Source organism: Flavobacterium potami (genome assembly GCF_020026915.1).
Lineage (GTDB): Bacteria > Bacteroidota > Bacteroidia > Flavobacteriales > Flavobacteriaceae > Flavobacterium > Flavobacterium potami.
The window spans coordinates 677,939-702,794 of record NZ_JAINUY010000001.1 but is presented as its reverse complement, the minus strand read 5'-3'; the positions used below and the strand labels follow the sequence as shown (position 1 = coordinate 702,794).

The following is a 24,856-nucleotide window of genomic DNA, read 5'->3' as shown; positions in this document are numbered from 1 at the left end:
GAGTGTTTCTTTTCAAAAAATCAATTCGGTTTAAAAAATTAGAAGCCCGCCATTACCTAAATAATTAGCGGGCTTCATAAACAGATGGGGGCTGTTTTTAATTTGATTTTATTTCAGTAATGAAAGTATTTTAGCGAACACTTCATTGTTTTCATAAACGCCTTGAAAATCTTGTGAATGTGGTCCGTAAGAAAAAATAGGAACCATTGTCGCTGTATGATCGTTTGTGATAAAATCACCTTCAATTTTATGCTTTTTTACATTTCCTTGCGGAATTGCAAATCCTGAAGTTTCATGATCTGCAGTAACAATTACCAAAGTTCCTTCATTTTTGTCTGCGAACATAATAGCTTGTGTAATAGCGGTATCAAAATCTATCGTTTCAGATACGATTCCGCCAACGTTGTTAACGTGTCCAAAACTATCAATTTGAGCTCCTTCTACCATTAGGAAAAAAGGCTTTTTCTTTTTGTTTAAGAACTCCAAACCGTATTTGGTAGCATCTGCGAGTAATTCTCCTCTCCCTTCTAAAACCGATGGAACTCTTCCTTCAGCAATAAAAACACCAACAGTATCATTGATCACGTTTTGTAGTTCTTTAACCGAATTCAATAATTTAAATTTAAAGTCCAATTTTTTATTTTTAAAAGTAGAAGCACCACCTCCAATAAATAAATTCAATTTGCTTTTTTCTAAATCTTTAGCAATCAAATCTGTATTCGATCTTTCTTCTGTGTGCGCGTAAAAAGCAGCTGGAGTTGCTCCTGTGATTTCGTCTGTAGTAATTACGCCTGTTGCGTATTTTCTTTTTTGCAAAACCTCCATAATATTTACAATTGGCTTTCTTAAACTATCTGTTCCAATTGCTCTGTTATTTGTTTTCTGACCTGTTGCCAATGCTGTACCTGCAGCCGCCGAATCTGTTGTAAAATCATCTGCAGACTGTGTTTTTATAAAACCAATACTTTTTAATTGAGTAGCAGTTAAGGCACCATTATTGGCTAAAACAGCAGAAGAAATTTGAGATAAACCATTTCCGTCTCCAATTAAAAGAATAACATTTTTAACCGGTTGTTCTTTTTGATCTGTTTTATAAGTTGGTTTATATACGGTAGAAAAATTACTAGCCGTTATCAATCTTTTAGGTAATGCCTGAATATACTGGACACAATTATAGGGCGAATCGGTGTTGATGATATCTACTCCTAATTCTAAAAATGCTTTCCATGCACTTTTTGTGTCCGGAGCTCCCCAAAAACGAAATGGTTTATTGGTTTCTTTAGCTTTTGCAATAACTGCACTAACTTTATTATAGTCTTCATGAGTTAGCCTTCCTAGTCCGTTCCAGACAGAAAATTTTTTAAAATCTGCGCTAACCATGGCTACTTTTTCCCAACTTTCTTTTGAAATTGATTTTCCTAATTCCTGAAAATCAAAGTAAATAAAGCTCGGATATTTTGTATATGTTTCTGCTTGGGGTCTGTTTCCTGAAACAATAATTTTAATATCCTTACTTGTTGTAATAGATTGATATTTATTTAAAACAGCAACCAATTTATTAAGAGTTGGCTCAGCTTCGGTTTTTATATCGATTAGCAAAACCAATTGTTTTTCTTTTTTAAAATTCATTTTTAAAGCCGTTTCAAGAGGCTTTAAATACAAATCTTCTAAAGTTCTGGAAGTGGTAATACCCTGAAAATCATGAGATACATATAAGTCGTTATCTTTCAGAAAAATATCAGCTTCGATAGATGTTGCTCCATTAGAATAAGCATCCCAAAATGGAATTGTTTGGTTATAGTCGTTATGAGAATGTATTTTAACCTGCTCCTGAGAATATAGTAAGTTTCTTGCTCCAAATAATGACAGGAACAAGCTAATGAACAAAAATGATGTTTTCATTTTATAATAAATTAATGGAAAATTGGAAAAATAAAAGCAGTAGGTTGAGGCAAAAAAGGTGAATGATTTAAAAATAATTTCGCTTTTTTCTGAAGGGCAGACAGAGTAAAACCGAAATATTTTTTTACGAATAATGTTCTTAGAAAAAAATTAAAAAACAGGTGGTTTTAAATCTTTCAAAACCACCCTGTTTTCACAACTAAGCGTTAGAAGACTGCTTAAGCATTAGCAGCCTTCTTAAACTAACACAATAAAAACAACTTACTTAATTAATATCCTTTATTCTGAACTAAATATCCTGGTGTATTAGAAGCTCCATCAATTGCCTTTTGTGGAATTGGGAACAACCTTTTGTTTACATCAGTATCAGCTTTTTCTGTCCATTTATCTTCAAAATGGCTGAAACGAATTTGAGTATTTCTTCTTAAACCTTCCCAATAAAATTCAAAACCATACTCTCTGTATAAAATATTTAAATCGATTGCTGGAAGTGCAGCTGGAATTGGAGCACGAGCTGTTCTTGAAGTTCTTACTGTATTCATATCTGCTAAAGCACCGCCATTATCACCTTTTCTTAATTTTGCTTCAGCACGCATCATATAAATTTCAGCATATCTAAGTAAAACCATATCTACACTACTGAAGTTGTTTCCGTCTGGAGAAGTATGGCTAAATTGATATTTAGAAACTCTGTAACCAGAATAGTGCATACTTCCTTCTTTTGTAAAATCAACTTTAAGAGTTAGGTTAACATAACCAACATTTTTATCAGGACCATTTCCTTTAATTTGTTTTACAGGATAAATTCTATATCCGGTATCGCATTTGTAAAAAGCACCGTTATTATCTTTTCTAGCAGCCCATGGAATTCCTCTCATGATTCCTCTGTCGATTTCAAATTCTTCTGCTTTAACACAGTAGTAATGATTCTCATCGTTTAACGGAGTAAATCCAGTAAGGTCTTTTAAGTTTGCAGGTACTTTTGCATTGTTTTTATAAAATCTAGAGTCAGCTTCAGCAGGATCTACAGAACCGTAAGCATCAATCCAAGTTTGGTAGAAATCTGATGTAATTGCTGGTCCGTCAGTTCCGTCAGCATCAATTTTTTCAGGTCTTGGAAACATTGAACCAGGAATTGACCAATAAGCCCAACGATTGTGCTCTTCTTTTAAAACTCCACGCTGATCTAATGCGAATATTACTTCTTTATTTGAATTATTATTATCATCAAATAAGTCAAAATATTCAGGAGACAAACTGAATTTTCCTGAATTGATAATGTTATCTGTGTACTTGATCACTTTATCCATATCTGCCGGAGCAAATGAAGGTGTTCCGTATGGATCACGATAAACGGCAGCGTTCAGGTACAATCTTGAAAGAAGTCCCCAAACCGCAGCTTGCGTCATTCTACCTGGACCTTTATCTTTATTGATAACATCTGCAACAGATAATAATTCACTTTCGATATAAGAAACAGCTTCTTCTCCGCGAATTATCTCTGAGTTTATGGTAGATGATTCTTTTTTAAATACAATTCCCCAGTTATCCAAGGTCATCATATGCAAATAAGCTCTTAGGGCTTTCATTTCATAAAGTGCACCTTGTGCCTCTGCATTTCCATCTTTAGCAAGTGGAGTCAATACTTCAATTGCTGTTAATGTTCTAGAAAGGTTTATGGTAACTTCATTCCAAGTACTCGTAACCAAATCATTTGTTGGAGTTGTTGTATGAGCGTGAACTGCTAAATATTTACCTCCATCATACCAGTCTGTTCCTCCTCTGTAAGGCAAAATTCCTTCGTCACTTGCAATTAATTGCAGACCAAAGTTGTTAGTATGAATCCATGTTGATTTTAATTGACCATACGCTGGAGCAATTGCTCCGGCAACCGCCTCTGCTTGCCCGATTCCGTTTAAAGATTCATCCAATACATTTTCTTCCAAACTGGTACAGCTCCAGGTAAATAATAAACCGAATGCCAGCGCTCCTACTATTATTTTATTTTTCATGTTATATTATTTTTTTTTAAAATGCTACATTTAGACCAAATACAATTGTTCTACTTCTTGGGTAACTGAAGTAATCAATTCCAAAAGACTGAATTTCTCCAAGAGAACTTCCTGTGTTAATTTCAGGATCATAACCACTATATTTTGTGATTACAAATAAATTTTGCCCTGTTACTGAAAGACGGATATTATCCATTACATCACTAAGTCCGATTAATTTTGGGCTTAAATTGTATCCTAGAGTAGCATTGTTTAATCTTAAGAAACTTCCATCTTCTAAATATCTTGTAGAAACTGTATTAGAGTTTGTAGAAGCTTCATTTAAATATTGAGTAGCTCTATCTGTTGTATTGAAAGAATTCGCTAAACTTCCTCTGTTGAATGAAGTCATGGCTACGTGGTTGTAAATTTTATTACCTCCTACACCATTAAAATTAGCTCCAAAATCAAAATTCTTATATCTCAAATTCAAGTAGAAAGCATAGATGTAATCTGGTAAAGCGCTACCTGCAACGATACGGTCGTCGTCTAGAATCTGACCATCTCCATTTGTATCAGCAAATTGATTTAATCCGTCAGCACCAATACCTACAAAGTCAAGCATATAAAACGATCCAATTGGCTGATTGTTAATAATTCCATTAATAGTTGCTCCAGATTGTCCACCTCCTTGTGCACCTCCTGTTGTCAATATTTTATAAGCCGAATTTTCAACTCTGTTTTTTGTAAAAGATACGTTTCCTCCAATGCTATAAGAGAAGTCACGACTTTTATCACTGCTGTAATCTAAAGCAACCTCAATACCGTTGTTCTTAATTTCCATATTAGGAATATTGGTATAATACATTGGTACAGGCTGAATAGGATCTGTTGGTGCAATTTGAAGTAATAGTTTGCTTGAAACTTTATTAAAATAATCAACAGTTCCTGATAATCTATTATTAAACAAACTAAAATCAAGACCTACGTTTGTCTGTGTAGAAACCTCCCACTGAATATCTGGACTAGCCAAACGTGTAAAGATTGTTCCATATGGATAACTTCCTAAATCTACAGCAGATGGATCTAAAGGATAGGTATTGTTTCCTGAATTACTTTCTGTATAACTTGCTTTTGTAATTTTAGAAGGAATTTCTTGAGAACCAGTTTGTCCCCAACTTGCTCTTAATTTAAGATTATTGATTGTTTCAGAGTCATTCAAGAAATCTTCTTTTGTAATGTTCCATCCTAAAGCCACAGATGGAAAATATCCGTATCTGTTGTTTTCACCAAATTTAGAAGAACCATCGGCACGCATCGTAGCCGTAAGAAGATATTTATTATCATATCCATAATTTAATCTTCCAAAGAAAGATTGAAGTTCATTTTCTACCGCAGAAGAAGATTTACTTAAAAGCTCACTAGCAGCTCCAATCTGATTTTTTGGTTCTACACCATTATCAGGGAAACCTCTAAAATTATAGTTCTTTTGATTTACCTGAATTTTTTGATAAGACTGACCTGCCAAAACCGTAAAACTATGAGCTCCCGCATTCAAATTATACGTTAATGTATTTTCGTATAAAATGTTATTGTTCGAAGTAGAAATATTATTTAAAGTTCCTAAAGTTGTATTAGTTGCCGACGAGTAAGGTAAAACCTGAATATCTCTTTCAGACATCGAGTAATCAACTCCTAGATTGAATTTATAAGTTAATCCTTTTACAAACTCGTATGATGGTGAAATATTTGCCAAAATACGATTGTTGGTTGTTTCATCAGAATATAAACTCTGACTGATCAGCGGATTTAAAATATCGTTACTTAAATTAAGATTTGGTTGCCCGTTAACATAAACCGCATCAGTTGGGTTCATTGTCAACATATTCTGAACTAAAGCTCTTGCATCTGGTCTTGAATTTTCAAGTTTTGTTGCTGTCAAATTAAAAGCAACATTAAATTTATCATTAAGTGCTTTTTGATTTAAGTTTAAACGTCCTGTATAACGTTTCAAATCACTGTTTTTTAAAACACCTTGTTGATCATCAACACCTAATGATGCAGAGTAAGTAGATTTATCTGTTCCTCCGCTCATAGATAAATTAAGATTTTGAGAAACTCCAGTTCTAGTTAATTCGTCTTGCCAGTCCGTATTTGCTCCACCGTCAATTAAAGTTCCATTTACAGCAGCAACTCCTCTTCTAAATTCATCTGCACTGAAAACATCTACTTTATTAGCTAATGTAGACATACCAGTAGTCATCGAAAGATTGATTTTAGTTTGTCCTTTTGCTCCTTTTTTAGTCGTAATTACAATTACTCCATTAGCCGCTCTAGAACCATAAATTGCAGATGCAGAGGCATCTTTAAGCACTTCAATACTTTCTATATCTTGTGGATTGATAAAGTTCATTGGGTTAGAAGCCACACCTGTTCCTGAATTGTCCAATGCAAATCCGTCAACTACATAAAGTGGTGTTGTTCCTGAACGCAAACTTCCTGCTCCACGAATAATGATGTCCTGATTAGCTCCTGGTTCACCACTTGCTGCAACAACATTTACACCCGCAACTTTTCCCTGAATCAATTGTCCTGCATTGGCCACAACTCCTTTATTGAAATTTTCGCTTTTTACAGAACCAATAGCTCCTGTTACATCCGATCTTTTTTGCGAACCGTAACCTACCACTACTACTTCATTCAAAGAACTAACCTCTTCTGCAAGAGAAACATTTAATTTCTGATTTCCAGTAAAAGGGACTTCTTTAGTTTGAAATCCAACATAAGAAAAAACCAAAACACCTTGATTAATCTTTGCCTTAATTACAAAATTTCCATCAAAATCTGTAGTAACACCTGCTTTAGGCTCTCCTTTCACATAAACAGAAACCCCTGGTACGGGTATTTTTTCTGCGTCAGAAACTACAACTCCTGATACTGATACCTGCGCATAGGAATAAGACATACATCCTAAAGCAAGAATTAATAATGCATAAATTTTTTTCATTTAAAATACGTTTTTTGTTTTGCCAAAAGTATTTTAACGAAACCTCCAAAGGGAGGATTTTTGTTTTTCAAAAGAGGACTTTTAATTCAATTTAGGATAGTATTAACAACAAAAAAGGTGAAAATTGCACATTAACATTGCCCTAACTTTCTATAAATGCAGGGCTAACAAAAATTCTAAACCGAGTACTCTTTAAACTCTTTGAATTCTTTAGGAGTTTTCCCAAAATACTTTTTAAACGAGCGTCCAAAGTATTTTGGATCATTATAACCGCATTCAAAACTTATTTCTGAGATGTTTAATCTTTTTGTTTTTAAGAGAACTTCTGCCTTTTGCAATCGAAGCGACATTAATATATCTGATGGCGATTGGTTTAATGTTTCTTTAAATACACGATAACATTTTACTCTAGAAATACCCAATTCTTCTCCTAACATTTCTACGTTAAAAGACGGGTTGTGCAATTGTTGTTTAATAATTTCCAAAGCCTTTCTTAAAAGCCTGTCATTGGCCGTTACATGCTCGTTATTTTCGGTCAGAATCTCAAATATCTTTTCTTGAATTTTATGTTCTCTCAAAGGTTCTATATTCTGATTAATCAAACTGTCAATTTTTTTTCTGACGAATGATGCGCTGGCAGGAAGCTGAATATGAGTTTGGATACCAATTTCTAATAATTGTTCATTCAATTCGTAGTTGATATCTTCCGAAATATAAATCATCGGTATTTTGATATTCGAATTTTCCTTATTCAGTTTTAAAAAGTCAATTAGCTTTTTTGAAAACTCTGTCTGATATAAGACTAAAGCCGAAATATCAATTTGTTTCATTACCGAATTCAGATTGAAAACAGAATTTTCAAAAATCAGGTTAAAATTCTCGCTTTCCAAAACCTGACTGGCCGCTGGATTGTTATAGGCATCTCCAAAAACCAAAAGACATTTTTTATCAGCCGAAAATTGATCAGGGTAATTAAAGTTTTTCCACGAAATGGTTTCCTTAAAATTAATCTCGGGATCAACAACTTCTATCGGAATTCGTAATGTCAACGCAAAATCTTCTTGCGAAAACGAAATCAGCTCTCCTTCTAAATCTTGTAGCAAAACCTGCAACGCTTTAAAATAAGGACTATAATGCGAGATGTTGTACCAGTTTTCTTTTAAAATAACACTATCCGAAGTGGCTTTAATTTCAATACCATCAAACGCATAAGTAATCGCAATATTTACAGTGCTGTCTTTATCTGAATATTTACTTAAATCATTAAAAAAGTACTGCATTGCCAATTTTAATCGCAACACATCGACAGTCGCAAAACAATCTGTATTATCAATTTCACAATTAAAATTGACTTCATTTAGCTGTAAGTCTTTTTTCAGTTTTTCCACATTATTCTTAAAAACAGGAAAAAGGCTTGCAACCGATTTCTTTACAGGGCCCAAATCTTTTACATGTTCCAAATAATTCCATTCGGAAATAAGTTTCACCAATTTTCCTGACTGCATTATTAAATCGCGATGCGTTTCGGTATCTTTTTTAAAGGCGCTCGAAATTTTAATAATTTTAGAAATGGGTTCCTGAAATTCTGCCAGCATGAAAGTTTTAAATTTTTCTATTTCAAAATTTTCCTTTTTCAAGTTACTATGAAGAATAAGCAGTTTTTCTTTTTGTTCCAGAATTTTAGTATTCTTTTCATCCAGTTCTGCGTTCACTTCTTCCATTTCTTTTTTCTGGTTCTCGATAACCGCAGTTCTTGCTGCAACAAGTTCTTCCAAGTATTTTTGTTGCGCCTGAGCTGCTTTATTTTTAACATAAACTACGACAATACAAATCAGAAGAATAACACCGGATAGAAGCATATAAAACCAAATCGATTCGTAAAATGCTTTACCAATGTGAAGTGAAAAATAGACTGGTTCTGGTTTTCCGTCTTTGCCTTGTTTAATTATAAAACTGTAATCTCCAGAAGACAGATTCCTGTATTCTATTTTATTGTTTGCAGGTAAAGGCATCCATTTTTCATCTCTACCTTCCAGTTTATAATAAATATTGTTTTTTTTATTTCCTGGAAAATGAATTGGCAATACTTCAATTTCCATCCCATTTTTGCTGAAACTTTTCTCTATCGAAGCCGAAGAATTTTCGACACCATCAATTTTCAATTTTATTTTCGCTTTTGAATTGTTGGTATAAATAGTCCCCGGATTAAAATAATTAACTCCTTCTACCCCTCCAAAAAATAAATTTCCTTTAGAATCCTGATAATAGGCTCCTTCAGAAAATTCGGGAGCCTGCCATCCATAATACGGATTATAAGAAGTAACAGTATACTTTTTCTTATCAATAGCAGCAATTCCTTTTGTAGTGCTTATCCAGACTTTATCTCCCGTATCTATAAGTCCATAAACCATATGACTTGGCAATCCTTCTGCCTCTGTTATATTTTTTACGACTCCTGATTTTTTATTATAAACAGTTACACCTCCTAAAGAAGCAATCCAGTAATTATCAAATTCATTGTCTACAAAAACAGAATAAATACTATTTCCTAAAATTCCTTCTTTGGTTGTGATTTTTTTTAAAGTATTTGTCGTTAAGTTAAATACAATTACACCGTTGTTTTCGGTAGAAAGAATAAGGTTCTGATTGTTTTTCTTAACATTTCTAATGTGATATTTACTAAATAATTCCTGTCCCTTAAATTTCTCAAATTTCCCTGTCAACAAATTAAACTTAGCCAGACCGCCCCAGCATCCCATCCACAATTGTTTATTTTGATCTTCAATAATAGAATAACACCTATTGATAGAAACTCCGTCCATGGCACTAGTTTCGTAAGTTGTGCATGTATTGCCCGAAATCCTTACAATTCCTTTGTAGGTTCCTGCCCAGATATTTCCATCACTTGAAGTAAACAAGCTTCTAACACGTTCCCAATCAGGATGCGAACTTGCTTTGTCAATTTTAAATTTTTCAAAAAAGTGACTCTTATCGTTGTAGCAATAAAGTCCTCTGGTATAATATCCTAGCCAGATTTTTCCTTTATTATCTTTGGTAATAGCTCGAATTGTTTCATCAGGAAGATACGGTTCTTTTATAGGATGCGGTACGATAGCGTTTATCTTTTCCGAACCTGTAAAGGCCATACTCAAACCACCATCTTTCTGTCCTAACCAAATATTTCCGAAATCATCCAGATGAAATGTTTCTATTTCATTATTTTTAAAAGAATAAGGCGCATATAAATCTGCTGTAAGATGTTCTATCTTATTTTCGTTTGTAATAATATACAATCCATTTTCTCGGGTCGCATACCAAATATTTCCAGATTTATCTTTTAAAACATCATTAATAATCAACTTAGGATACTTGCGAAGTAGAATGTTTTTTAAACTAGTAAAGTCCGTTTTTTTGACATTGTTTGGGGTTGTTTCTGCAAAAGAGTTGTTTTTATATTCATAATACTCTTTTTCTGTTTCGACAACAATATTTCCTTTCTGAGATAAGTACAGGTTTTTGGGAGTAGTTTTAAACTTAAATTCTTCAAATTCCTCATTACCAAGATAACAATTTACGTGTCCCTCTTTGGTCATGATCCAGATTTTTCCACTTTTATCCCTCTTCAATTTGGTGATATAATTACTGGAAATGGTTTTCGAATTATTGAAATTATTTTTAAAAATCTTAAAAATATAACCATCAAAATAATTTAAACCATCCCAAGTGGCAATCCATAAACCTCCATCTTTGTCACTTTCTACATCTACTACCGAATTGTTAGATAATCCTTGGTTTGTTGTAAAATTTTCGAATTTAATCTGCTGTCCAAATGCACACAGTGTAAAAAGAAAAAATAATTGTATTGCCCTAATCATTGCTTAAAATTTAACTCGCAAGTATACAATCAGAAAGTAACTTAAACATAAACTATATGTTAAGTTAAAAACCAGCGAAAAATCTCATAGCAGCGCAGAAAGCTATTAAATGATACCTTAAATCAATTTGTTTAAGTAATTGCTAAATAAATCAAACAAACATATTGAGATGGTAATCTTATGTTAATACCTGTATTTCTGCAGTTTCTTTGTATAATTCGTATATTTGCAGATTAGATTAAAGCCCAAATCAAGAATGTTTCAACTTTTACCTGTAGATCCAAAAACAATTTTTCTACTATACTTCTGGGGCAATTTTTTTACTTGTATACTTATTTTTAGTTATTCCTTTTCCTACGCAACTAGCGATAACAAAAAAGTATTAAAATTGTACGGTTTAGGAAAATTAATACTCACAGTTGCGTGGGTATTAGCTCTTTTACGAGGTATCATCAACGATTTCACCTCCATCAATATTGCCAATTCTATGATTTTTACCGCTTGCTGCTACGAATCGGTTGCAATGTTGGCTCTTATAAAAACAAAAGCAAAAAAATATTTTAGGTTTCAAATAGCAATTACGATCCTTTCTATTTTAATTTTTAATGTGGCAACTATATTTGAAGCATCAATGAATATGCGCGTAGTTATTGGCGGCGTAGGTGTTTTTGCTATATATTTACTACCAACAATCAGCTATTTTACAGAAAAGAAAAAAAGCTTTTTTAAAACTTTTTATGTCCTGTGTTATGGCGGTTTTGAGGTTTTAATATTAATCCGGACCATTTACAGATACCTTTATCCGCAAGATCAAATTATTTCTTACGGTACTTTGGACAGTTTATACAGCATTTGTTTGTTTTTGTTGTCTCTTATCGGAATCGTTGGATTTTTACTATTGGTAAAAGAAAAACAAGACCTTAAAATTCAGAAACTTCTAGACGATAAAAATCAGTTTTTTTCCATCATATCGCATGATTTAAGAGGACCTTTAGGATCATCTGTTTCGCTTTCCGAACTCTTTCTTGAGAATATCGAGGATTATAGTCGCGAAGAAATCAGGGAGATTTCAGAAATGCAGCACGAATCTAATAAAAACATTTACAAGCTTTTGGAAAATCTTTTGGAATGGTCGCGCATACAAACCGGGATGATTACCTTTTCTCCACAAAATGTTTTACTGAACAACCTAATCCAAGAAAACCTGGAATTAAGTAAAAATGCTGCATTACATAAAGATATAAAGCTCATTTTTGAATCGACCGATCTTATTGAAGCCGACGTCGATAAAAACATGATTGGTACTGTTTTACGCAATTTATTGAGCAATGCAATTAAATTTACAGAGAAAAACGGCGAAATTAAAATCAAACTCCTTAAAACCGGTAAACTAGCCAAAATTTCTATTACCGATAACGGCATTGGAGTTCCTGACTCGATAAAAGAAAACTTGTTCCGAATTAACGAAAAAGTGATACAAAAAGGTACAGAAAATGAAACCGGAAGCGGACTCGGCTTATTGCTTTGCAGCGAATTTATCAACATCCATAACGGTAAAATCTGGGTAGAAAGCGAACCTGGAGAAGGCAGTAGTTTCAAATTTACTCTGCCATTAGAGACTATTTAAAAAAGGTAAATTCCAAATTTTCAAATTCAAGGATAGCAAATTGGATTTGAAAATTTGGAATTTTTAATATTGACTATCTCACCACAGTAGCTTCCAATTCAACCTTTAAAGTTTCGAAAAGACTTTTTACTTCCAAGACAGTACTAGACTGCTTAATGTTGTTCTTTTGAATCCATCCCTGAAAAACATCGAAGTTTTCAAACAATGAAACAGAATCCGTCGTGTAAACATTCAATCTCACGATATTCTTTAATTCATAATCGGCATCATGAATTACTTTTTCCAAATTTTCTAAAGTTTCTATTAATTGAGTTCGCATATCCGCACTGCTCGAAACACCATTTTCATCAATAGCGGTCTGACCTGAAATGTATAAAGTTCCTTTTACATTGCTTACATCTACAGCCTGAACATAGTTTCTTGCATCTTGCCATTTCCATGGATTAATGACTTTTTTTTCCATCGTTTTATATTTTAAATATTTATGATGCAAAAATCAACAGACTCTCCCAATTGATGCCGTGACAAATATCACTATTTAAAAAAGACGACTGAGTGTTTCGCGAGAAACGCCTAAGTAAGAAGCCAAAGAGCTTTTGGGAACGCGTTGCAACAAAGAAGGGTTTTTAGAAAGTAATTGTTCATACCTTTCGCGAGCATTGGAAGTCAAAAAAGATAAGATTCGCGTTTGAGAGCCAATATGACCTGCAATAGATTTTCGAAGAAAAAAACGTTCCATTTTTCGAGAATCTGAAAACAGTTTTTCGAAGTTATCAAATGACAGACCATACGCCAACGTGTCTTCGATACATTCTAAAGTCAGCTGTGCTTTATTTTGTGTGTAAAATGCCTGAAAATCGGTTTCCCACCAATCTTCCATTGCAAAAGAAACAATATGCTGTTTAGCATCCTGATCTTCATAAACTAATTTTACAAGTCCCGACAATACAAAATAAACTTCGTTTACATCATTTCCTACCTCAATAATAAATTGTCCTTTTCTAAAAGTTTTTAATTGAAAATGCGAAATAATAAAAGCTGCTTCTTCGTCTGTTAAAGAAATCACTTTTTCAATATGTGCCCGAAGAAATTGCTCTGGATTATTCATAAAATTCTTTTGAAAAACAAAGCTAAAGTAATGTAGTTTTAAAACATAAAAAAATCCAAATCCCAGTTTTCATTTGGAATTTGGATTTTAAATATTGGTATTTTATAAACGCTTAGTCTAATACAAAACTTACGCTAACATTTGCTGTAATTTCGATTTCGCCAATTGCTAAAGTTTCATTAGAAGACCCCATAGCATCTGCTTCTTTCATTCTCATAGCCGCGTACATTGGCTGTGGATGATATACTTGAGAATTGTCTGAAATTGTAAACGCTTTACCTACTTTTTGTCCTAAAACAGAAACGTATTCTTCAGCTTTTACTTTTGCATCTTTCATTGCTAATTTTCTAGCTTCAGATTGATATTGCGTTAATTTAGATGACTCAAAAGAAACTCGATCAATACGGTTGATTCCTTGTTGAACCAAACCTTCCATCAATTCATCGTATTTAGATAAATCTTTTACTACGATTTCTACAGTTTGTGTAGCGTTGTAAGAAGTTTTCTTTTTCTCGTAATCGTATTGCGGATTAAGAGCAACTTGTTTCGTTTTAAAATCAGCTGTTGGAATATTCATTTTTTTGATGAATTTCAAAACAGCATCCATCTTTTCGTCGTTTTGTTTTTTAACGTCTTTAGCATTATTCCCTTTTGTTTCAACCGAAGCTGAAATACAAACCTGATCAGGTGCTACTTTTACTTTTCCTTCTCCATTAACATTAATTAGAGGTATTTGTTTGATTTCCTGGCCGTAAGACATAGTCATAAACATGATTGTTAAAAATAATACTAGTTTTTTCATTTTTGTTAAATTTTAATATTTAATAAAAGCTTTTCAAAAGTTATGCCAGCATTATAATTTGCCCAATTTTGCCATTCCGAAAAGAATAACAATTGGAATCGCAAGCAAGATTACCATCAAAGTATTATCTGCAAATAAAGATGGTTCTTTTATCAAAGTAATCAAATAACCGCCTATAGCACCTCCAAAATGCGCTGTATGTCCGATATTATCGTTTTTAGCACGCATTCCATAAATCGAGTATAATAAATACACAATACCAAAAATATAAGCTGGCATAGGAATGACAAAAAAGACACCCAACATCATATTTGGCTGTAATAATATTGCCGAATACAAAACGCCTGTTACAGCTCCCGATGCTCCAACGGCACGATAACTATAATCGTTTTTGTGAAATAACATCGTTAGAAGGTTTCCAAAAATCAAACTTCCAAAATAAATTAAAACAAAAGAAAAATTTCCAAGCCAGTTTAAAACTACAGGAGCAAAGAAATAAAGCGTCAGCATATTAAAGATTAAATGCATCATATCAACATGCAAAAAGCCAGAAGACAACATTCTAATCTGTTCTCCTGAACGAATACTTCCTACATGAAATTCGTACTTTCTAAAAAAATAAAGGTCATTAAAACCTTTATAACTAATAACAGCATTTGCAACAATAATACCTACTAAAATGATATTCATAAATTATTATTTTGTGAATGGTAAATATAATAATTCTTAAAGATAAGTTAGTAAAAAAGCATTTTATCAAACCTTAATCATTTTTAATTTATCTTTGTAAAAAAAAGCTACATGCAGTTTCTCGTTTATATTTTGGCCTATCCTTTACTTTGGCTGATTTCTATTTTACCATTTCCTTTATTTTACTTATTCTCCGATTTTGTGTATTTTCTAGTATACAGAGTTATTGGATATCGTAAAAAAGTAGTTCGTGAAAATCTGGCGCTTACCCTTCCACATTTAAGCGATGCCGAAAGAAAAAATATCGAAAAGAAGTTTTACAAACATATGTGCGATATGTTTCTTGAAATGATTAAAACAATGAGCATGTCTCCAGAAGAAATGGAAAGGAGATTTCATGTAACGAATATTGATCTGGTACTAGATTACGCTAAAAAAGGAAAAAGTGTTATTCTGGTTGCTTCGCATTATGCAAGTTACGAATGGCTTTTAACTATAAATCCAAAACTTGGTTTTCAGGGAGTTGCGGTCTACAAAAAATTAGCAAATCCTTATTTTGATAAATTGGTTCGAAAAATCCGTTCGAAATACAATACCGAAATGATCGAAACCAGAAAAGCAATTCCAACAATGGCACAAAATCAACGTGATGGTGTTTTGAGCATGTATGGTTTAGCAAGCGATCAATCTCCAAAACTGGACAGAATTTTTCATTCAATGGAGTTTATGGGAGTTGAAGTTCCTGTACATACGGGTGCCGAAATGCTGGCTAAAAAATACGATTTGGCTGTTATTATGGTGAAAGTAAAAAAAGTAAAAAGAGGATTTTACGAAGCAACTTTTCTTTCGCTTGCCGATGATCCTAAAGAATTTAAAGATTTCGAAATTACGGAAATGTATTTAAAAGAGGTGGAAAAGCAAATTCTTGAAGTTCCAGAATTTTACCTCTGGACACACAAAAGATGGAAACACCGCGTTACAAAATAAACAGCAATATAAAAGTCCGAAAACAAAATTTGTTTTCGGACTTTTTCTTTTAAATGTGGTACAAAACATCAATTTACGCCTCAAAACATGGATTTGATGTGTTTTTGTAATGATTTTTTTGAATGGCAAAAAAAAGGAAACATTTTAAATTTGATATTCTCTAATTATCTACAAAAAACCAAAAAATCATTAACCATGATCAAAAAACTATCTTTTACAATTTTATTGCTTTTTCTGTTTGCTGCTAGCTCCGCTCAAAGTCCAAAACGAGGTATTGCTTACGGCGGACATTCTAAAGAAGATCTTTTAGCTTTAAAACCCGGACTTTCTTGGTGGTACAACTGGTCTCCAGAACCAGAAGCTGCTGTTAATGCAGATTATGAATCTTTAGGTGTCGAATTCGTTCCAATGGCATGGGGGAAAATTAGCGACGCAGAGGTTCAAGCATTTATCAATAAAATTAAACCTGGAGCAAAGTATTTACTTGCTTTTAACGAACCCAATTTTAATGATGGTGCAAGATTGACGCCACAAGAAGCTGTTAATGCCTGGCCCAATATCGAAAAAATTGCTGCTGCAAAAAACCTTGAAATTGTCAGCGCTTCACCAGCTTACAACGGACCTCAAAATTACGGAGGAATCTCAGATCCGATTGTTTGGCACAATCAGTTCTTTCAACTATGTCCAAATTGCAAAGTAGACTTTATTGCGTTTCATACTTATGATAATACTGCAGGCTCGGTAATTGGTGTTACAGGGCTTTTAAAACGATTCAATAAACCGCTTTGGATTACTGAATTTTCAAACAGGGTTATTCAAAGTGCAGCCGATAAAATAGCATTTATGAAACAAATCCTGACCAATTATGAAGATGATCCAGATATTTTTCGTTATTCTTGGTTTTCTGGAAGAGTCAATGGAAACTGGAAAGATATGGCAGAAAACCCTTTATTAGAAATACAAAGCGGCGTTCTTAGACCAATCGGAACAGAATATATCAATGTTCCTTATACTACTAAAAAAATGACGGTTCCTGGTCGTGTTATCGCCAATAAACATTATAGAAGAAAAGGAACTGGCTTACAAGCAACCACCGATGCCAATACAGGGCAGAATGTTTGTTTTATCAGTGATGGAGATTGGAACGAATTTATGTTAAATGTTGTGGATGCTGGTACTTATAATTTAACTTTCAGGGTTGCTTCTCCTGTTTTGGAAGGGAAATTTGATGTTCTTGTAAATGATGTTGTGGTCAAAACAAACGAAACATTTCCTGCAACGGGCGACTGGCAAACCTATGCCGATAAAATTGTAAACGGAGTTACTTTACCAAAAGGCGAAGTTTATTTGAAAATTAAATTCAAATCAAATGATTTCAATTTTAATTATATTGATGTTGCCGTAGCAAATCTTGGAGTTAAAGATGATGTTTTAGAAAAAGACAGTTTTACAATCTATCCTAATCCTGTCAAAAATCAATCGACTTTGCATATTAAATCGAACACAACAGAACCTTTAACCATCAAAATAATTGATATGAAAGGAGATGTTTGTTTTTCTTCTTCTGATTATTCTACAAATCAGGATATCAAGATTGGAGAAAAACTTGCCAAAGGGGTTTACATTGTAAATGCAACTTATGGCAACATTAAAAAATCGATTAAAATTATTAAGAACTAAGAATTCTAATCAAATAAAAAAGCCTCTTTCGAAATTTCAAAAGAGGCTTTTTTTTATTTAAAAACAGCAATTAGATTCCTGCAATTACTTTTATTTCATCAATAATTCTAAGCGCTAATTTATCTGCAGCATCTTGAGAAGGTGCTTCAGTATAAATACGAATAATTGGTTCTGTGTTTGATTTTCTTAAATGAACCCATTCTGTAGCAAAATCGATTTTTACACCGTCAATTGTAGAAATATCTTCATTTTTATATTTCTCTGTCATTTGAGTCAAAATCGCATCAACATCAATTTGCGGAGTCAATTCAATTTTATTTTTGCTCATGTAATATTCCGGATAAGAAGCTCTCAAGGCAGATACCGACATTTTTTTATTCGCTAAATGCGTTAAAAACAAAGCAACTCCAACCAAACTATCACGTCCGTAATGCAATTCAGGATAGATAATTCCACCGTTTCCTTCACCGCCAATTACAGCATTATTTTTCTTCATTAATTCTACCACATTCACCTCTCCTACTGCACTTGCTTCGTAGCTTCCGCCATGCGTATTCGTTACGTCTCTTAAAGCACGAGAAGATGACATATTAGAAACCGTATTTCCAGGAGTTTTACTCAAAACATAATCTGCACAGGCAACCAAAGTATATTCTTCACCAAACATTTCTCCGTCTTCGCTGATAAAAGCCAAACGATCTACGTCTGGATCCACCACAATACCAAAATCAGCTTTTTCTTTTACAACCAATTCAGAAATATCAGTTAAATGTTCTTTCAATGGCTCTGGGTTATGAGGGAAATGTCCGTTTGGTTCGCAGTACAATTCTACCACTTCAACTCCCATTAATTTTAAAATTTTAGGGATGATAATTCCACCAGATGAGTTTACACCATCTACTACAACTTTAAATTTAGCTTCTTTAACAGCTTCGACATCAACTAATGGAAGATTTAAAACTTCATCAATATGAATATCCATATAAGCATCATTCGTAATGATTTCGCCTAAACTATCAACATCAGAAAAATCAAAAGCTTCTGCTTCGGCAATTTCAAGAATTTTAGCACCGTCTGCACCGCTTAAGAATTCTCCTTTTGCATTTAATAATTTTAAGGCATTCCATTGTTTTGGATTGTGAGATGCTGTTAAAATAATTCCACCATCTGCTTTTTCCAAAGGCACTGCAACTTCGACAGTTGGCGTTGTAGAAAGTCCAAGATCGATAACATCGATTCCTAAACCAATCAATGTATTTACAACCAAATTATGAATCATTGGTCCAGAGATTCTTGCATCACGGCCAATTACAACTGTCAATTTATCTTTATTGATATTATTTTTTAAGAAAGTTCCATACGCCGATGCAAATTTCACTGCATCAACAGGAGTTAGATTATCTCCTACTTTTCCTCCGATAGTTCCACGAATTCCGGAAATAGATTTTATTAGAGTCATTTTAATGAGTTAGGGTTATTTTTTACAAATATAAAAAAGTTGCTGAGATACTAAGTTGCTAAGGTTCTAAGTTTCTCCAATCATTGCGAAAAAGCCAAAAAAAAACATACTGAAATGACCAGATATTAAACATATATCACAATTGTACGAATATAAAGGGTAATAAACTAATTGTACAAACCCTACAGATAGCACTCATACAAAAAACTTAGTATCTTAGTATCTTAGAAACTTAGAAACTTTAAATAAAAAAGTTACCGAGTTACTAAAGTACTAAGTTTCTAAGATTTTAAATTTAACTTATAAGAAACCACTTTCAATAGGTTGTATTTATAACAAAATGATTTAAAAAAGTTTTTATACTTTTACTAAATAACTTAGAATCTCAGCCACTAAGATTCTTAGAAACTTAAAAAAGATGAATTTCTTAGCCCATATATACCTTTCTGGAGAGAATGATTTTATCAAAATCGGGAATTTTATGGCAGATGGAATTCGCGGAAAGCAATTCGAGCATTTTCCACTCGATGTTCAAAAAGGAATTTTACTCCATCGGTTTATTGATACTTATACAGATTCTCACGATATTTTCAGAAAAAGCACCAAACGTCTTCATGAAAGATACCATCATTATTCTGGTGTCATTGTAGATATTGTTTATGATCATTTTCTAGCCAAAAACTGGAGCAATTATTCTGATGAAAAGTTAGAAAGCTTTATTAGTCGATTTTATAATTCGTTGCATGACAATTACGAAATTCTAAGCGAGAAAACACAGGATTTAATGCCTTATATGATTGGCCGAAACTGGCTTTTGAGTTACCGCACTGTTGATGGAATTCATCAAATACTGACTCAAATGGACCGAAGGTCAAAGAACATTTCACAAATGCAATATGCAGTCGAAGAATTAAGGGAGTTTTACGATGAATTTGAAGAGGAATTCACCTTATTTTTTGAAGAAATAAAAAAAGAGGCTAAAGTGAAACTGCTTTCTCTTTAAATTTCTTACTCTTAATTTTAATTTAATTTATCTATGAAAAAAATTTCGCTTTTAGTAGCATTTTTATATATCACAATCAGCAATGCGCAGCAATCCACTTCAAATCCAACAGGCTTAGTGGTCACAAAAGCAATGGTAGTTTCTGCCCGTGAAGAAGCTTCAAAAATCGGAGCAGATATTATGAAAAAAGGTGGAAATGCTTTTGATGCCATGGTCGGAACCGAATTAGCATTGGCAGTTGCTTTTCCGTTTGCCGGAAATATCGGTGGAGGCGGATTTATGGTCTACAGGAAAGCAAATGGCGAAGTCGGATCTTTAGATTATAGAGAAAAAGCACCATTGGCAGCTACAAAAGACATGTTTTTAGATAAAGAAGGAAATGTCATAAAAGGAAAAAGTACTGAAACAGCACTTGCAATTGGCGTTCCTGGAACTATTGCAGGCGTTTTTGCGGTGCATAAAAAATACGGAACAATGCCAATAGCCAAAATTTTAGAACCCGTAATTGCATTGGCAGAGAGAGGCGTTATTGTAACCAAAAAACAAGAAAAAAGCCTAAGTGATTATCACGACAAAATTGTCAAGATAAATGGGGAGAATTCTCCCGCTTCAAAGACTTATAAAGAAAATGACACAATCAAATATCCGGCCCTTGCCAATACTTTAAGAAGAATTCAAAAGAAAGGAAGAAATGAGTTTTATAAAGGTGAAACAGCAAAAATTCTGGTCAATTATCTCAAAGAAAAGGGCGGAATTATTACCCTAAACGATTTAGCCAAATATGAAGCAAAATGGAGAAAACCGCTTCAGTTTACATATAAAAATCTAAAAATCACATCTATGTCGCCTCCAAGCAGCGGGGGAATCTGTCTTGCACAAATTCTAAAAATGCTGGAACCTTATGATTTAGCCAAAATGGGACATAATTCTGCAGACGCCATTCAGGTAATTGTGGAAGCAGAAAGAAGAGCCTACGCCGACAGAAGTTATTTTTTAGGTGATCCGGATTTTGTAAAAATTCCGCTGAAAGAATTAATGGATGAAAAATATTTACGAGATCGAATGGCGAGTTTTAATCCTGAGAAAGCATCTTTATCTTCTGAAATAAAGGAAGGAAAAGTAAATTATGCCGAAAGCACAGAAACAACCCATTATTCCATTGTAGATCAGTTTGGAAATGCAATTGCGGCTACAACGACTTTAAATGATGGTTATGGTTCTAAATATTACTGCGAAGAATTAGGCTTTTTCCTAAATAACGAAATGGACGATTTTAGTGCTAAACCTGGCACGCCTAATATGTTTGGATTAGTTGGAAATGAAGCCAATAGCATTGCACCACAAAAACGAATGTTAAGTTCGATGACACCAACCATTGTAGAAAAAGACGGAAAACTATTCATGGTTGTCGGAACTCCAGGAGGATCAACGATTATTACTTCTGTTTTACAAACGATTTTAAATGTTTATGAATACAATTTAAGCATGCAGCAAGCGGTAAATGCTCCACGTTTTCATCATCAATGGCTGCCTGACTTAATCACTTTTGAACCGAATACTTTTGAAAGTAAAACAATTGACAAGCTTAAAGCAAAAAATTATTTGATCAACGAAAAACCAACTCCAATTATTGGAAAAGTCGACGCCATTCTAGTTCTCCCGGACAATAAATTGGAAGGTGGTGCCGATTTTAGAGGCGATGATACTGCGGTTGGTTTTTAATCGATTGCTGTTTTTCTTTTTTTATCTAAGATTATAAACTAATTTTGTAAGACCGATAATTTTAAAACCGCAATGCTAAAAAAATATTTCAGAAGACTAGAAAGTATAATTGCCCTGGCGCAATCCTTGATGACTCCAAAGCAGTTTCTTTTTTTATCAAGCGTTTTAATAGGAATATCGTGTTCGTTTGCTGTTATCATCCTTAAAACATTCGCGCACAGCGTATTCTCATTTGCTACCTATATCAACGGAATTCTGAAATTGAGTTTCATTAACAGTATCCTGCCAATTGTAGGTATTCTGCTGACGGTTTTTGTGGTAAAAAGAGTTCTTAACGGAAGCATTCAAAAAGGTACTTCGCAAATACTGTATGCCGTTGCAAAAAAGGCTAGTATTATCCCAAGAAAGCAGATGTATGCACAAATTGTCACAAGCTCTCTTACCGTAGGTTTAGGAGGTTCTGCGGGTCTTGAAAGTCCGATTGTGGTGACTGGAGCTGCATTTGGTTCAAATTATGCTCAGAATTATAAATTACAATATAAAGATAGAACTTTATTAATTGGATGCGGTGTTGCTGCAGGAATTGCCGCGGCTTTCAATGCTCCAATTGCAGGAGTTCTTTTTGCAATCGAGGTTTTATTGGTAGATGTCAGTATTTCTGCTTTTACACCGATAATGATTTCTGGAGCAACTGGTGCGTTAGTTGCTGCAATTGTTTTGGACGAGAGCATTCTTTTGAGTTTCAAAAAAATGGAAGCATTCAATTACCACAACATTCCTTTTTATGTTATTTTAGGTGTTCTCACTGGATTGGTTGCTATTTATTATTCGCGAAATTTTCAAAAAGTCGAACATTATTTTGCTAAACAACAAATCAATCCGTACAAAAAAGCTTTAATTGGATCTTCACTTTTAGCGCTACTAATATTTATTTTTCCGACTTTGTTTGGTGAAGGATACGAAAGTATTAAAACACTTTCAGAAGCAGATCCTGGACAATTATTAGACAATACTTTGTTTGCCGATTTTAGAAACAACCAATGGGTTTTGCTTATTTTTATTGGTGCAACCATGATGGTGAAGGTTTTTGCTTCTGGGTTAACAATTGGTAGTGGCGGAAACGGAGGAAACTTTGCTCCTTCTCTATTTTTAGGTTCGTATTTGGGCTATTTCTTTTCAAAATTTGTTACGCTAATCGGTTTATCCAAACTTCCAATTACAAACTTCACTATGGTTGGAATGGCTGGTATCTTAAGCGGTTTGTTTCATGCACCACTGACTGCTATTTTCTTAATCGCCGAAATTACCGGTGGCTACGGATTAATGATTCCACTTATGATTGTTTCCTCTATTAGTTTTGCTATTTCTAAGCGTTACGAAAAATATTCGCTAGATGTAAAAGGATTAGCTAAAAAAGGACACGCTTTTACCAGCAATAAAGATTCTAACATTTTATCTACTTTAGATATTGACAGCATCATTCAATGTGATTATTTGACGGTTCATCCTGATGAAAATTTAGGCAAACTGGTTGATCTTATTTCACATTCCAATCAAGTTGTTTTTGCAGTTGTCAATCATGATAAAGATCTAATTGGAGTAGTACATTTTAATGATATTCGTGAAATTATTTTCAATTCGTATCGCGTTAAATACACTCAGATTAAAGATGTTATGAAAGCACCTTTAACTACGATTTCTTCTCTTGACAGCATGGAAATAGTGATGAAGAAATTTGAAATTTCAAAATCGGCATTCCTTCCTGTTTTGCGAGACGGAAAATATCATGGTTTCATTTCTAAGTCGATTGCACTTGAAGCATATAGAACAAAACTGCGTTCTATGACAATTGAATAAGTTTTTCTAGGTTTTAAATTAATAGATATATTCATACAGAATATATACTATATTTGGTTTTGCTTTATAACCCAAAAAGACAACCAAAAACAAAACCATTAGAGATGAAAAACTATTGTATTCTTTTTCTATTATTTATCGGATTTCAAAATGTTCAGGCTCAAGAAAACCCAAAAATTGACACCGAAAAACTATTGAAAGAAATCGCAGACGGTGCCTGTAAGTGTATTGATTCTATTCCGACTCTAGACAGAGTAAGAGATTCTGTAGCAGCCGACATACATTCGTGTATTAGTGTTAAAGTCGGAGCTTATCAAATGAGTGAAAAATTTGCTAACCTAGACTTATCTAAAGCTACACAAAATGCAGAAGGAAAAAAGGAAATCAATATTGACATGAATTTTAACCCTGATTCAAACGAATTTAAAGAATCCTATTATAAAATAGAACGCTATTTAATGGCAAATTGTAGTTCTTTAAAAACAAAAATTGCAACTAATGATAAACTAAGTAAGAATTCCATTTCTGAAAATGAAGAAGCTTTAAAAAATTATTATTTAGCAATTGATGAATCAAAAAAACAAAATTATAAAGGAGCAATTGAGTTTTATAAAAAAGCAGTAAAAATAGATCCTAATTTTGCTTTTGCTTATGACAATATGGGAATTTGCTACAGAAGATTAGAACAATACGATTTAGCAATTGACGCTTACGAAAAATCACTAAAAATAGATCCGAACGGACTTATGCCTCTCCAAAACATTGCAGTAGTTTATTCGTATAAAAAAGAATATAAAAAAGCAGTTAAAACGTATGAGAAATTATCTCAAATTGAACCCAATAATCCAGAGGTATTTTATGGTATCGGACAAATGTATGCTTTGCATTTAAATGATCAAGAAAAAGGACTTGAAAATATGTGCAAGGCCTATAATATCTATATCGAACTAAAATCTCCATACAGAACAGACGCTGAAAAAATAATTCAGATGATTTATGCACAGATGAAAAAAGATGGAAAAGAAGAGACTTTCAATAAAATATTAGCTGACAATAATATTCGCTCTAACTAATTTTTAAATGAAATAATTAAAAACGCTGATTTTAAATCAGCGTTTTTTGTTACTATTTGTAACATAAACTTTT

16 protein-coding genes are annotated in these 24,856 nt (G+C 33.3%); 7 read left to right on the top strand and 9 right to left on the bottom strand.

Annotated elements, in window-relative coordinates:
• Positions 1–108: 108 nt before the first annotated feature.
• The 4 genes from K6T82_RS03060 to K6T82_RS03045 form a co-directional block, all read right to left on the bottom strand.
• The gene (locus tag K6T82_RS03060) at positions 109–1,902 is read right to left on the bottom strand and encodes an alkaline phosphatase (protein WP_223704542.1); all 1,794 of its coding nucleotides are present in this window, start codon (positions 1,900–1,902) and stop codon (positions 109–111) included.
• 269 nt (positions 1,903–2,171) lie between these two features.
• A complete protein-coding gene (locus K6T82_RS03055; RefSeq protein ID WP_223704541.1) occupies positions 2,172–3,914 on the bottom strand; it encodes a RagB/SusD family nutrient uptake outer membrane protein in 1,743 nt (580 codons plus the stop codon).
• A gap of 16 nt (positions 3,915–3,930) precedes the next feature.
• Positions 3,931–6,900 carry a SusC/RagA family TonB-linked outer membrane protein gene (locus K6T82_RS03050; protein ID WP_223704540.1) on the bottom strand — a complete coding sequence of 990 codons (2,970 nt, stop codon included), beginning with the start codon at positions 6,898–6,900 and terminating at the stop codon, positions 3,931–3,933.
• A 176-nt stretch (positions 6,901–7,076) separates the two neighbouring features.
• On the bottom strand, positions 7,077–10,775 hold the full coding sequence (locus tag K6T82_RS03045; protein WP_223704539.1) for a two-component regulator propeller domain-containing protein: 3,699 nt from the start codon (positions 10,773–10,775) through the stop codon (positions 7,077–7,079).
• A 388-nt stretch (positions 10,776–11,163) separates the two neighbouring features.
• Between K6T82_RS03045 and K6T82_RS03040 the strand changes: the two genes are divergently transcribed.
• Positions 11,164–12,402, top strand: coding sequence for a sensor histidine kinase (locus K6T82_RS03040; protein ID WP_223704538.1), 1,239 nt, complete (start codon positions 11,164–11,166; stop codon positions 12,400–12,402).
• A 73-nt stretch (positions 12,403–12,475) separates the two neighbouring features.
• Here K6T82_RS03040 and K6T82_RS03035 read toward each other — a convergent pair whose 3' ends face one another.
• The 4 genes from K6T82_RS03035 to K6T82_RS03020 form a co-directional block, all read right to left on the bottom strand.
• Positions 12,476–12,865: a RidA family protein gene (locus tag K6T82_RS03035; RefSeq protein WP_223704537.1), complete on the bottom strand. Its 390-nt coding sequence runs from the start codon at positions 12,863–12,865 to the stop codon at positions 12,476–12,478.
• A 75-nt stretch (positions 12,866–12,940) separates the two neighbouring features.
• Positions 12,941–13,510: a Crp/Fnr family transcriptional regulator gene (locus tag K6T82_RS03030; protein ID WP_223704536.1), complete on the bottom strand. Its 570-nt coding sequence runs from the start codon at positions 13,508–13,510 to the stop codon at positions 12,941–12,943.
• A 112-nt stretch (positions 13,511–13,622) separates the two neighbouring features.
• Complete coding sequence (locus K6T82_RS03025; RefSeq protein WP_223704535.1) at positions 13,623–14,312, bottom strand: SIMPL domain-containing protein; 690 nt, start codon at positions 14,310–14,312, stop codon at positions 13,623–13,625.
• Between the two features lie 51 nt (positions 14,313–14,363).
• Positions 14,364–15,002, bottom strand: a complete 639-nt coding sequence (locus K6T82_RS03020) for a rhomboid family intramembrane serine protease (protein ID WP_223704534.1) — start codon at positions 15,000–15,002, stop codon at positions 14,364–14,366.
• Positions 15,003–15,113: 111 nt separating this feature from the next.
• Between K6T82_RS03020 and K6T82_RS03015 the strand changes: the two genes are divergently transcribed.
• Together K6T82_RS03015 and K6T82_RS03010 are read left to right on the top strand one after the other, a co-directional pair.
• Positions 15,114–15,989: a lysophospholipid acyltransferase family protein gene (locus K6T82_RS03015; protein ID WP_223704532.1), complete on the top strand. Its 876-nt coding sequence runs from the start codon at positions 15,114–15,116 to the stop codon at positions 15,987–15,989.
• Positions 15,990–16,184: 195 nt separating this feature from the next.
• Positions 16,185–17,669, top strand: coding sequence for a glycosyl hydrolase (locus tag K6T82_RS03010; protein WP_223704530.1), 1,485 nt, complete (start codon positions 16,185–16,187; stop codon positions 17,667–17,669).
• 70 nt (positions 17,670–17,739) lie between these two features.
• Here K6T82_RS03010 and glmM read toward each other — a convergent pair whose 3' ends face one another.
• Positions 17,740–19,128: a phosphoglucosamine mutase gene (gene glmM, locus K6T82_RS03005; RefSeq protein ID WP_223704528.1), complete on the bottom strand. Its 1,389-nt coding sequence runs from the start codon at positions 19,126–19,128 to the stop codon at positions 17,740–17,742.
• A gap of 418 nt (positions 19,129–19,546) precedes the next feature.
• Between glmM and K6T82_RS03000 the strand changes: the two genes are divergently transcribed.
• The 4 genes from K6T82_RS03000 to K6T82_RS02985 all read left to right on the top strand — a co-directional run bounded on the left by K6T82_RS03000 (position 19,547) and on the right by K6T82_RS02985 (position 24,783).
• Complete coding sequence (locus K6T82_RS03000; protein WP_223704526.1) at positions 19,547–20,131, top strand: acyl carrier protein phosphodiesterase; 585 nt, start codon at positions 19,547–19,549, stop codon at positions 20,129–20,131.
• 33 nt (positions 20,132–20,164) lie between these two features.
• Positions 20,165–21,853 (top strand): gamma-glutamyltransferase, encoded by a 1,689-nt coding sequence (ggt, locus tag K6T82_RS02995; RefSeq protein WP_223704525.1) that lies wholly within the window; start codon positions 20,165–20,167, stop codon positions 21,851–21,853.
• 72 nt (positions 21,854–21,925) lie between these two features.
• Positions 21,926–23,710, top strand: a complete 1,785-nt coding sequence (locus K6T82_RS02990; protein ID WP_223704524.1) for a chloride channel protein — start codon at positions 21,926–21,928, stop codon at positions 23,708–23,710.
• Positions 23,711–23,814: 104 nt separating this feature from the next.
• Complete coding sequence (locus K6T82_RS02985) at positions 23,815–24,783, top strand: tetratricopeptide repeat protein (protein WP_223704522.1); 969 nt, start codon at positions 23,815–23,817, stop codon at positions 24,781–24,783.
• Positions 24,784–24,856 lie beyond the last annotated feature (73 nt).